The organism is Pseudomonas sp. PNPG3, from assembly GCF_023093815.1.
Taxonomy (GTDB): domain Bacteria; phylum Pseudomonadota; class Gammaproteobacteria; order Pseudomonadales; family Pseudomonadaceae; genus Aquipseudomonas; species Aquipseudomonas asiatica.
Genome location: NZ_JALLKV010000064.1, coordinates 17,845 through 29,485 on the forward strand (window position 1 = coordinate 17,845; position 11,641 = coordinate 29,485).

The window sequence follows — 11,641 nt, forward strand, 5'->3', positions numbered from 1 at the left end:
CCTTACAGCCCAGGCAAGCGCTGGCGAATCTGCTCGATCACCTGGTCCATGCTCCCGGCGCTCTGGGTATCGACGCGGGTGCTCTGCACCAGTTCCTGTGCATCCAGTGGCTCACGACTGGCCTGCTGGGCTTTGACCACTTCCAGGGTGGCATCCGACGGGTCGGTATTTTCTGCCTGGCGCTGCTCCAGCCAGCTGGCGATGACCGCATCCGGCGCATGGCAGTCGAGGATCAGGAACGGCACGCCCGTCTGGCTGGCGATGTCCGCTGCGGCCTGGCGCTGATCACGTTTGAGGTAGGTGGCATCCAGCACCACCGGGAAGCCGGCCCGCAGTACGGTCGCTGCCACCTCGTGCAGGCGCTGGTAGGTCGCGACACTGGCGTCCTGATCATAGATGCCGGTACTCAGCTGGCCAGCCTCAGCCTGCTGCTGTTCACCGAACAGGCGCTTGCGCTCCACATCCGAACGCACGCGGACGGCGCCAAGGGCTTCGACCATGCGCATGGCCACGTGGCTTTTGCCCACAGCCGAAACACCGTGGGTAATGGCCAGCAGGCGCGACGGGATGGCGCTGTAGCTTTCTGCCAGGTTGGCATAGTTGCGGTAGGTGCGAAGAGTGGTGGCGCGCTGCACGCCATCGGCATCGGCTGGCATGCTGAACAGTGCAACCTTGGCCCGTACCAGCGCGCGGTAGGCTTTGTAGAAGTTGAGCAGTTCCAGGCCTTCGTAGTCGCCGGTCAGTTCCAGGTACTGGCTGATGAAGCGGCGGGCCAGGCATTTCAGGCCGCGGTCTTCCAGGTCCATGGCCAGGAAGCCGGTATCGGCGTACACATCGGTCAGGCGGAACGGTTCGTTGAACTCGATGCAGTCGAAGATCACCACCTTGCCGTCGATCAGGGTGGCGTTGCCCAGGTGGATGTCACCGTGGCATTCACGGATGAAACCATTGGCCTTGCGCTTTTCCAGCAGGCCATGCAGGCGCTCGAAGCTGCTGCGTGCCCAGGCCTGCAGGGCGTCGAGTTGCTGCAGGTCGGCCTTGTCGCTGAGGAACGGGCGAATCTGCTCGAAGTTCTGCTCCACAGGTGCCATCACGCTGTCCGGCGTGCCCAGTGGGTGCTCCACCGGCACGCGTGGGGCCTGCAGGTGGAACTCGGCGATCTGCCGGGCCATCTGGTCGATGTGCGCGGCGTTCAGTTCGCCATTGGCCTGCAGGGTGTTGAGCATCTGCCCCTGCGGGAACTGGCGCATCTTCAGCACGTACTCGATGGCTTCGCCTTCACCGCCGATCTGCGGCGCGTCGACGCTACCGGTGATCGGCAACACTTCAAGGTACAGGCCATCGGTCAGGCGCTGGTTCAGGCGCAATTCTTCGTTACAGAAATGCCGGCGCTGGTCCAGGCCGGTGAAGTCGAGGAAGCCGAAGTTCATCGGCTTCTTGATCTTGTAGGCATACTCGCCGGTGAGCAGGACCCAGGAGATATGCGTCTCGATGAGCTGGAACCCATCCACGGGGTGAGGGTACAGGGCTGGGTTCTGCAACGCAGTGATAAGGGCTTGGCTCACGGGAAATCCTTCCGGGGGCAGGGAATTCGAATGCGCCATTATGGTCAATGGTGCCGTCCCTGCCTACCGCCGGGGGCGTCTGCCCAGCCTTTATAAAGTGCGTATAATCCGCCGCCATGACCCGAACTCGAAATCCCCGTACCCCTCAGAAACGCCCGACCGGCCGCTCCCGCGCCTGGCTGGGCTGGGCTTTGAAGCTCAGCCTGGTCGGCCTGGTGTTAGTCGCCGGCTTCGCGGTTTACCTCGATGCCGTTGTCCAGGAAAAGTTTTCCGGCAAGCGCTGGACCATCCCGGCCAAGGTGTATGCCCGGCCGCTGGAGCTGTTCACCGGCCAGAAACTGAGCAAGAACGACTTCCTCACCGAGCTGGACGCGCTCGGCTACCGGCGTGAAAGCGCGGCCAACGGGCCGGGAGCGGCGGCAGTCAACGGCAACACCGTCGAGCTCAATACCCGTGGCTTCCAGTTCTACGAGGGCATGGAGCCGGCGCAGTTCGTGCGTGTGCGCTTCTCCGGCGATTACGTGGCAGGCCTTTCCGGCGCCAACGGCAAGACGCTCGACGTAGTGCGCCTGGAGCCGCTGATGATCGGCGGCATCTACCCGAAAAACCTCGAAGACCGCATCCTGATCAAGATCGACCAGGTACCGCCGTACCTGCTCGAAACCCTGGTGGCGACGGAAGACCGCGATTTCTACAGCCACTTCGGGGTGTCGCCCAAGTCCATCGCCCGAGCCATGTGGGTCAATACCTCGGCAGGTTCCATGCGCCAGGGTGGCAGCACCCTGACCCAGCAGTTGGTGAAGAACTTCTACCTCACCAGCGAGCGCAGCCTCAGCCGCAAGCTGACCGAGGCGATGATGGCCGTATTGCTGGAGCTGCACTACGACAAGCGCGAGATCCTCGAGGCCTACCTCAACGAGGTGTTCGTCGGCCAGGATGGTCAGCGTGCGGTGCACGGCTTCGGCCTCGCCAGCCAGTTCTTCTTCAGCCAACCGCTGTCGGAGCTGAAGTTGCACCAGATCGCTTTGCTGGTGGGCATGGTCAAGGGGCCGTCCTACTACAACCCGCGTCGCTATCCGGACCGCGCCCTGGCCCGCCGCAACCTGGTGCTCGACCTGGTGGCCGAGCAGGGCGTGGCCAGCCAGGCAGAAGTCGATGCAGCGAAGAAGATGCCGCTGGGCGTGACCAAGCGCGGCAGCCTGGCAGACAGCTCGTTCCCGGCCTTCCTCGACCTGGTCAAGCGTCAGCTGCGCCAGGACTACCGCGATGAAGACTTGACCGAAGAAGGCCTGCGCATCTTCACCAGCTTCGACCCGATCCTGCAGATGAAGGCCGAAACCTCGATGAGCGAGACCTTCAAGCGCCTCGCGGGGCGCAAGGGGGCGGACGAGGTTGAGTCGGCGATGGTCGTGACCAATCCGGAAACCGGTGAGGTGCAGGCGCTTATCGGCAGCCGCCAGGCCGGCTTCGCCGGCTTCAACCGCGCCATTGATGCCGTGCGGCCGATCGGTTCGCTGGTCAAGCCGGCGGTGTACCTGACCGCGCTGGAACAACCGACCAAGTACACCTTGACCAGTTGGGTGCAGGACGAGCCGTTCTCGGTCAAAGGTGCCGACGGCCAGGTCTGGCGCCCGCAGAACTACGATCGTCGCCCGCATGGCACCATCTACCTGTACCAGGGGCTGGCCAACTCCTACAACCTGTCGACTGCCAAGATCGGCCTGGAAGTGGGTGTGCCCAACGTGATCAAGACCATTGGCCGGCTGGGAGTGAACGTTGACTGGCCAGCCTTCCCGGCCATGCTGCTGGGTGCCGGCGGCATGTCGCCAATGCAGGTCGCGACGATGTACCAGACCATCGCCAACGGCGGCTTCAATACCCCGATGCGCGGTATCCGCAGCGTGCTCACCGCCGAGGGCGAGCCGCTAAAACGCTACCCGTTCCAGATCCAGCAAACCTTCGACCCGGGGGCTATCTACCTGGTGCAGAACGCCATGCAGCGGGTGATGCGCGAAGGCACCGGCCGCTCGGTGTACAACACTTTGCCGCGCAATCTCACCCTGGCGGGCAAGACCGGCACCAGTAACGATTCGCGCGACAGCTGGTTCTCCGGGTTCAGCCAGGACCTGCTGGCCGTGGTATGGATGGGGCGTGACGACAACGGCAAGACGCCATTTACTGGTGCTACCGGCGCCCTGCAGGTGTGGACCAGCTTCATGAAGAAGGCCGACCCGCTGCCGCTGGACATGCCGCAACCGGACAACGTGGTGCAGGCCTGGATTGACCCGTACAGTGGCCATGGGTCTGATGGCAGCTGTCCGGGAGCGGTGCAGATGCCGTATATTCGCGGGAGTGAACCGCCCGCCGGCGCGACCTGCGGCGGCGAGCAGGATCCAGTTGAATCGGTCATGGACTGGGTCAAGGGCTGGATGAATTAAGCACAGGCTGCATTGATGAGGTGTGACGTGAACAAGTGGCTGTTTCCTGCCGTGACGGCGCTGGCTGTGCTCCAGGGGTGCGCCAGCGTCCCGCGCGGCAATATTCCGGTGGTCGACTCGAGCACCCGGGTGTCCAACAGCGAACGCGTGACGGCCAATCGCTCTGCGGGTGGCTATAACGCGGGTACCGCGCAGGCTCAAACGCTGCCTGAAGACTCCGGCGTGACCGTGATGATCCCGCAGGGCGCTGGCGCTTCGGGCATCCAGACGTTCCCGGCGGCCAATGGCGCGGCGCCAATCAGCACCTCGCCGATTACCCCGGGGCCGATCACCCCAGGCCCAATTACCACTGGGCCGGTCACTTCGGCACCAATGACCACCAATCCGAACCCGATCGCCGACGAACCCTTCGACATCGCGGCGATGAACAGCGCCCCGCAAAGCACCAGCGCGCCAACCGGTATTCCGCGTAGCGGTGCTGCTACCGGTGGCCTGTCGGCCGACGAGCAGCTGGACGGCCCGGTGCTGGCGCTGCTGACCACCGCGAAGACCCAGCAGGGCAGCGGTGACTTCAACGGTGCCGCATCGAGCCTGGAGCGTGCTCAGCGCATTGCCCCGCGCGAGCCGCAGGTACTGTACCGTCTGGCCCAAGTACGCCTGTCGCAAGGTGATGCACCGCAGGCCGAGCAGTTGGCGCGTCGTGCCCTGACTTACGCCAATGGCCGCCCGAGCCTGCAGGCCGAGCTGTGGAACACCATCGCCCAGGCCCGCGAGAAGCAGGGTGACAGCGCTGGTGCCGCACTGGCCCGGCAAAAGGCACGGGTCAATTCGTGATGATCGAGCAGCGCATTCTGGATGTTGCCGACCACCTGCTGCTGATCGAACGTGAGCTGCAGGTGCAAGGCTGGTGGGATGACGAGCCGCCAAGCGATGAGGCACTGGCCAGTACGGTGCCTTTCGCAGTCGATACCCTCAGTTTCGAGCAGTGGCTCCAATGGATCTTCCTGCCGCGCATGAAGATCATCATCGAGTTGGGCCACCCGCTGCCCAATGCGTCCGGCATCCTGGTAATGGCTGAAACGGTATTTACCGACCGGCCAGAGCAAAGTCGTGAGCTACGCCGCCTGTTGGCAGCATTTGACCAATTGATTGCTCCTTCCGCCTGATTTCTTCAGTTTTTCCTTCAAGGGCCGCAGATTGTGGCCCTTTTTTGTGGAAATCTTATTTATTCTGCTGCTGAAGCGATTTTTAGTGGTGGCAAGAATTCATCTTGGGGAAAAATTGGCAATAATTTTTCTTGACTTGTTGGCGCCGAATCAGAAGAATCCAATCTCCGCTGTAGAGGGACTGCCAGAAGCAGACCCGCTAAGCAGATCATGAGGCGCACACCCGCGCCGACCTGTTACACCCCGCAACGCGTTACCTCGCGCTGGGTGGGAAAACCCCGCAACACTCTGGGGCGCTCCCAATACTTGCTCAGTCAGTGCTGACGTTCGCTCATGCTCTGCTTGGCAGTAAACCTATTAAGACCCGTCCAGTGAGGGCGGTATTCTGGCGTTTTAGAGGTGAACAACGTGGAGCTTTTATCTGGCGCTGAGATGGTCGTCCGCTTCTTGCGTGACGAAGGCGTTAAGCACATCTACGGGTACCCTGGTGGTGCTCTCCTGCATGTTTACGACGCGCTGTTCAAGGAACCGGAAGTCGAGCACATCCTGGTTCGTCATGAGCAGGCAGCTACCCATATGGCGGACGGCTACGCCCGCGCCACCGGCAAGGCCGGCGTGGTGCTGGTAACCTCCGGCCCGGGCGCGACCAATGCCATTACCGGTATTGCCACCGCCTACATGGATTCGATTCCGATGGTCATCCTGTCCGGCCAGGTGCCTAGCACCATGGTGGGTACCGATGCCTTCCAGGAAACCGACATGATCGGTATTTCGCGGCCGATCGTGAAGCACAGCTTCATGATCAAACATGCCAGCGAAATCCCCGAAGTTCTGAAAAAAGCATTCTACCTGGCGCAATCCGGTCGCCCAGGTCCGGTCGTGGTCGACATTCCAAAAGATATGACCAACCCGGCCGAGAAGTTCGAATACGTCTACCCGAAAAAGGTCAAGCTGCGCTCCTATAGCCCAGCGGTACGCGGCCACTCCGGCCAGATCCGCAAGGCTGCAGAGATGCTGCTGGCGGCCAAGCGCCCGATCGTCTACTCCGGTGGCGGCGTGATCCTCGGTGGTGGCTCCGAAGCCCTGACCGAAATCGCCAAGTCGCTCAACCTGCCGGTCACCAATACCCTGATGGGTCTGGGTGGCTTCCCGGGTACCGACCGCCAGTTCCTCGGCATGCTCGGCATGCACGGCAGCTTTACTGCCAACATGGCCATGCACCATGCCGACGTCATCTTCGCCGTCGGTGCCCGTTTTGACGACCGCGTGGTCAACGGCCCGGCCAAGTTCTGCCCGAACGCCAAGATCATCCATATCGACATCGACCCGGCGTCGATCTCCAAGATGATCAAGGCTGACGTGCCGATCGTCGGCCCGGTCGACAGCGTGCTCAGCGAAATGCTCGGCATCCTCAAGGAAATCGGCGAGCAGCCTGACAAGGCGGCGCTGGATGCCTGGTGGAAGCAGATCGACGAATGGCGTGGCAATGGCGAGCTGTTCCCTTACGACAAGGGCGACGGCAATGTCATCAAGCCGCAGAAAGTCATCGAGACCCTGTGCGAAGTGACCAATGGCGATGCCTTCGTCACCTCCGACGTGGGTCAGCACCAAATGTTCGCGGCGCAGTACTACCGCTTCAACAAGCCGAACCGCTGGATCAACTCCGGTGGCCTGGGCACCATGGGCTTCGGCTTCCCGGCGGCGATGGGCGTCAAGCTCAACTTCCCGGACCAGGACGTGGCCTGCGTGACCGGCGAAGGCAGCATCCAGATGAACATCCAGGAGCTGTCCACCTGCATGCAGTACGGCCTGCCGGTGAAGATCGTCAACCTGAACAACGGTGTGTTGGGCATGGTCCGTCAGTGGCAGGACATGGCCTACAACGGTCGTCACTCGCACTCGTACGTCGAGTCGCTGCCTGACTTCATCAAGCTGGCCGAGGCCTATGGCCATGTGGGTATCCGCATCACCAGCCTGAAGGACCTCAAGCCGAAGCTGGAAGAAGCGTTTGCGATGAAGGACCGCCTGGTGTTCATCGACATCGCGGTTGACCGCAGTGAGCACGTCTATCCGATGCAGATCAAGGATGGCTCGATGCGTGACATGTGGCTGAGCAAGACGGAGCGTACCTGATATGCGGCACATCATCTCCCTGCTGCTGGAAAACGAACCAGGTGCGTTGTCCCGCGTGGTCGGCCTGTTCTCCCAGCGTAACTACAACATTGAAAGCCTGACCGTGGCGCCGACCGAAGACCCGACCCTGTCGCGTCTGACGCTGACCACCGTTGGCCATGACGAAGTGATCGAACAGATCACCAAGAACCTGAACAAGCTGGTCGAAGTGGTCAAGCTCGTCGACCTGTCGGAAAGCGCTCACATCGAGCGTGAACTGATGCTGGTCAAGGTCAAGGCCACCGGTGCCCAGCGCGCCGAGATCAAGCGCACCACGGATATCTTCCGTGGCCAGATCGTCGATGTGACTGCCAGCGTGTACACCGTGCAGCTGAGCGGCACCAGCGACAAACTGGACAGCTTCATCCAGGCGATCGGCACTGCATCGATTCTCGAAACCGTGCGCAGCGGCGTTACCGGCATTGCCCGTGGCGACAAAGTGCTCAGCATCTAAATTCAAAAATTAGCGATGGCTCCGCAGGGGCCGAGATATAACCAGGGGTATTTTCATGAAAGTTTTCTACGATAAAGACTGCGACCTTTCCATCATCCAGGGTAAGAAAGTCGCCATCATCGGTTACGGTTCCCAGGGCCACGCTCAGGCGTGCAACCTGAAGGACTCCGGTGTAGATGTCACCATCGGTCTGCGTAAAGGTTCGGCCACCGTTGCCAAGGCAGAAGCCCATGGCCTGAAAGTGACCGACGTTGCCTCTGCCGTCGCTGCTGCCGACCTGGTCATGATCCTGACCCCGGACGAATTCCAGGGCCAACTGTACAAGCAGGAAATCGAGCCGAACATCAAGAAGGGCGCTACCCTGGCCTTCTCCCATGGCTTCTCGATCCACTACAACCAGGTTGTTCCACGTGCCGACCTCGACGTGATCATGATCGCGCCGAAGGCCCCGGGCCACACCGTTCGTTCCGAGTTCGTCAAGGGCGGCGGTATCCCTGACCTGATCGCCATCTACCAGGACGCCTCCGGCAACGCCAAGAATGTTGCCCTGTCGTACGCTTCGGGCGTAGGCGGCGGCCGTACCGGCATCATCGAAACCACCTTCAAGGACGAGACCGAAACCGACCTGTTCGGTGAGCAGGCTGTTCTGTGTGGCGGTACCGTCGAGCTGGTCAAGGCCGGTTTCGAAACCCTGGTCGAAGCTGGCTACGCGCCGGAAATGGCCTACTTCGAGTGCCTGCACGAACTGAAGCTGATCGTTGACCTCATGTACGAAGGCGGCATCGCCAACATGAACTACTCGATCTCCAACAACGCCGAGTACGGTGAGTACGTAACCGGCCCGGAAGTCATCAACGAAGAATCCCGCAAGGCCATGCGCAATGCCCTGAAGCGCATCCAGGACGGCGAGTACGCGAAGATGTTCATCTCCGAAGGTGCTACCAACTACCCATCGATGACCGCCAAGCGCCGCAACAACGCCGCTCACGGCATCGAGATCATCGGCGAGCAGCTGCGCTCGATGATGCCGTGGATCTCGGCTAACAAAATCGTCGACAAGACCAAGAACTAAGTCTTATCGAAAGATGAAAAACGCGGCTTCGGCCGCGTTTTTTCGTTCTGACAGTCAGCTTCTGGTATAAAGCAGACCAGTGGCCTGCCGTCAGAACCTGTTTTGCAGGTCCGTGTCGAACATTTTCCATCCTGTTGCAAGGTACCCTCCATGAGCGAACGTCCCGAAGAGCCGAACAAGCCCTCCGACGCCGAAAGCCTGCTACCTGTCGATGAGCACGTTGAAGAAGGGCATGACGCCGAAGGGCGCAAGGTACGCCATCGTGGCATCTACCTGCTGCCCAACCTGTTTACCACCGCCAACCTGTTTGCCGGTTTCTATTCCATCATCAGCTCGATGAGCGCGCAGAGCGCCCTGAGTGCCGGTGACCCGCGCGAGGCGAGCAAGTACTTTGCCTTCGCTGCGATCGCCATCTTCGTGGCCATGGTGCTCGACGGCCTGGATGGCCGTGTCGCGCGCATGACCAATACACAGAGCGCCTTTGGTGCCGAGTACGACTCACTGTCGGACATGGTTGCCTTTGGTGTCGCTCCGGCCTTGCTGGCCTTTGGCTGGGCGCTGGGTGACATGGGCAAGGTTGGCTGGATGGTTGCCTTCATCTATGTGGCCGGTGCAGCACTGCGCCTGGCACGCTTCAATACCCAGGTCGGCACCGCCGACAAGCGCTACTTCATCGGCCTTGCCAGTCCTGCTGCTGCGGGTGTGGTCGCGGGTACCGTGTGGGCGTTCAGCGACTACGGCATCCAGGGCTCCAAGCTGTCGTTCCTGGTGGCGCTGCTGGTGGCTGCTGCCGGCATGCTGATGGTCAGCAACATCAAGTACAACAGCTTCAAGGAGCTGGACCTGAAGGGGCGTGTGCCGTTCGTGGCTATCCTGGCCGTGGTGCTGGTGTTTGCCGTGGTGTTCAGCGACCCGCCGCGTATCCTGCTGCTGATCTTCCTCGCCTATGCGGCTTCGGGCCCGATTCAGTTCCTGCTGAAGTCACGCCGTCGCAAAGCGTGACAATCATTTAATGCTGGAATAACCCGCCGGCTCCATAGTCTTACTGGTACATCCGTTATCCAGTGCTGTGGAGCCGCTCATGCTCATCAAGCTTCCTAGGTCTTCCGAGTGCAAAGCGTCGGAGATCACCCCCGAAGGCATCTACCTCTCCCGTCGTACCCTGCTGGGTGGCTCGTTGGCTGGCCTGGCCTTGGGCGCTTTGCCGAGCATGGCGCGCGCAGCTGAAGCCAGCCGTTACGCCGATGTCGAGGCGGGCAGGGCGCCTGGCTGGTTCAATGAAAAGCTCGCAGCTACCCGATGGCAGGCAGTAACGGTCAAGGGTGAGGCAATCACGCCGTTCAAGGATGCCACCCACTACAACAACTTCTACGAGTTCGGGCCCGACAAGGGTGACCCGGCGGCCAATGGCGACAGCCTGAAGACCGAACCGTGGAGCGTTGTGGTCGATGGCGAAGTGGGTAAGCCCGGCCGCTATGCGCTGGAGGACTTCGTCAAACCGTACCAGCTCGAGGAGCGCATCTACCGGCTGCGGTGCGTGGAGGCGTGGTCGATGGTCATTCCGTGGCTGGGCTTCCCGTTGGCGCAGGTGCTCAAGCAGGTCGAGCCGACATCCAAGGCACGTTATGTGCGCTTCGAAACCCTGAAAGACCCGGAGCACATGCCGGGGCAGCGTTCGGGGTTCGCCTTGATCGACTGGCCTTATAGAGAAGGCTTGCGCCTGGATGAGGCAATGCATCCTTTAGCGATCCTGGCGGTCGGGATGTATGGCCGGGAGCTGCCCAACCAGAATGGCGCACCGTTGCGGCTGGTGGTGCCGTGGAAGTATGGCTTCAAGAGCATCAAGTCGATTGTGCGTATCAGTCTGGTGGCGGAGCAGCCGGGCACCACCTGGGAAGGGCTGGCGCCGGATGAATATGGGTTCTATGCCAATGTGAACCCGACGGTCGACCACCCGCGTTGGAGCCAGGCGCGTGAACGGCGGCTGCCCAGCGGGCTGTTCAGTCCCAATGTGCGGGAAACCCAGATGTTCAATGGCTATGCCGATGAAGTGGCGTCGCTGTATACCGGGCTTGATCTGCGGAAGAACTACTGATGCGTTACCCCTGGTTTCGTCTGGCCATCTTCATCGTGGGATGCCTGTTCCCAGTCTGGTGGTTGTATGAGGCGGCGATGAATCTGCTAGGGCCTGATCCCGGAAAGATCATGATGGACCGGCTTGGGCTCGGGGCGCTGACCTTCCTGCTGGTTACCTTGGGCATGACGCCGCTGCAGAAGCTGACGGGATGGTCGGGCTGGATCGTGGTGCGCCGGCAACTGGGGTTATGGGTGTTTGCCTATATCGTGCTGCACATCCTGGCTTACCTGTTCTTTATCCTTGGGCTGGACTGGGGGCAGTTGGCGGTGGAGTTGCGCAAGCGGCCATACATAATTGTGGGTGCGCTTGGGTTTCTTGGATTGCTGGCCCTGGCGGTTACCTCGAATCGGTATAGCCAGCGGCGCCTGGGTGTGCGTTGGAAGAAGCTGCACCGGTTGGTGTACGTGATACTTGGGTTGGGGTTGCTGCATTTCTTGTGGATCGTGCGCTCGGATCTGCGGGAGTGGGCTATCTATGCGGTTATTGGGGCTGTGTTGATGGTGTTGCGGGTTCCCGCGGTTTCGCGGGTGCTGCCCAGGGTTGGTCGGAGGCAGGGGAGGGTGGTTTGAGCGTTTACTTCAATTTCTTGAAATTAAAGGTTGACGCCCTCTCGAATCCCCTTATAATGCGCCCCACT

The 11,641-nt window shown here is 61.1% G+C and carries 10 protein-coding genes; 9 read left to right on the forward strand and 1 reads right to left on the reverse strand.

The annotated features are described in order from the left end of the window. Positions 1-2 precede the first annotated feature (2 nt). A complete protein-coding gene (locus tag MJ643_RS26790) occupies positions 3-1,565 on the reverse strand; it encodes a bifunctional aminoglycoside phosphotransferase/ATP-binding protein (RefSeq protein ID WP_023661649.1) in 1,563 nt (520 codons plus the stop codon). A gap of 116 nt (positions 1,566-1,681) precedes the next feature. On the opposite strand from MJ643_RS26790, the gene mrcB reads away from it, so the two are divergent. The 9 genes from mrcB (at position 1,682) to msrQ (ending at position 11,573) form a co-directional block, all read left to right on the forward strand. After that, positions 1,682-4,003: a penicillin-binding protein 1B gene (gene mrcB, locus MJ643_RS26795; protein ID WP_038410152.1), complete on the forward strand. Its 2,322-nt coding sequence runs from the start codon at positions 1,682-1,684 to the stop codon at positions 4,001-4,003. 15 nt (positions 4,004-4,018) lie between these two features. Further along, the gene (locus MJ643_RS26800; protein ID WP_039615235.1) at positions 4,019-4,837 is read left to right on the forward strand and encodes a tetratricopeptide repeat protein; all 819 of its coding nucleotides are present in this window, start codon (positions 4,019-4,021) and stop codon (positions 4,835-4,837) included. Next, entirely contained in the window at positions 4,837-5,169 is a 333-nt protein-coding gene (locus MJ643_RS26805; RefSeq protein ID WP_031324603.1) for a YqcC family protein, read from the forward strand. Before MJ643_RS26800 ends, MJ643_RS26805 begins: the two co-directional genes overlap by 1 nt. A gap of 408 nt (positions 5,170-5,577) precedes the next feature. Further along, positions 5,578-7,302 (forward strand): acetolactate synthase 3 large subunit, encoded by a 1,725-nt coding sequence (locus MJ643_RS26810; RefSeq protein WP_015271834.1) that lies wholly within the window; start codon positions 5,578-5,580, stop codon positions 7,300-7,302. 1 nt (position 7,303) lies between these two features. Then, positions 7,304-7,795, forward strand: coding sequence for an acetolactate synthase small subunit (gene ilvN, locus MJ643_RS26815; RefSeq protein WP_003250040.1), 492 nt, complete (start codon positions 7,304-7,306; stop codon positions 7,793-7,795). A 55-nt stretch (positions 7,796-7,850) separates the two neighbouring features. Further along, entirely contained in the window at positions 7,851-8,867 is a 1,017-nt protein-coding gene (gene ilvC, locus MJ643_RS26820; protein ID WP_013974255.1) for a ketol-acid reductoisomerase, read from the forward strand. Between the two features lie 150 nt (positions 8,868-9,017). Continuing rightward, positions 9,018-9,869 carry a CDP-diacylglycerol--serine O-phosphatidyltransferase gene (gene pssA / locus MJ643_RS26825; protein WP_009685387.1) on the forward strand — a complete coding sequence of 284 codons (852 nt, stop codon included), beginning with the start codon at positions 9,018-9,020 and terminating at the stop codon, positions 9,867-9,869. Between the two features lie 79 nt (positions 9,870-9,948). Next, positions 9,949-10,962 (forward strand): protein-methionine-sulfoxide reductase catalytic subunit MsrP, encoded by a 1,014-nt coding sequence (gene msrP, locus MJ643_RS26830; RefSeq protein ID WP_015271833.1) that lies wholly within the window; start codon positions 9,949-9,951, stop codon positions 10,960-10,962. After that, complete coding sequence (gene msrQ / locus MJ643_RS26835) at positions 10,962-11,573, forward strand: protein-methionine-sulfoxide reductase heme-binding subunit MsrQ (RefSeq protein WP_013974253.1); 612 nt, start codon at positions 10,962-10,964, stop codon at positions 11,571-11,573. The genes msrP and msrQ overlap by 1 nt, the downstream gene beginning before the upstream one ends. The last annotated feature ends 68 nt before the right edge of the window (positions 11,574-11,641 follow it).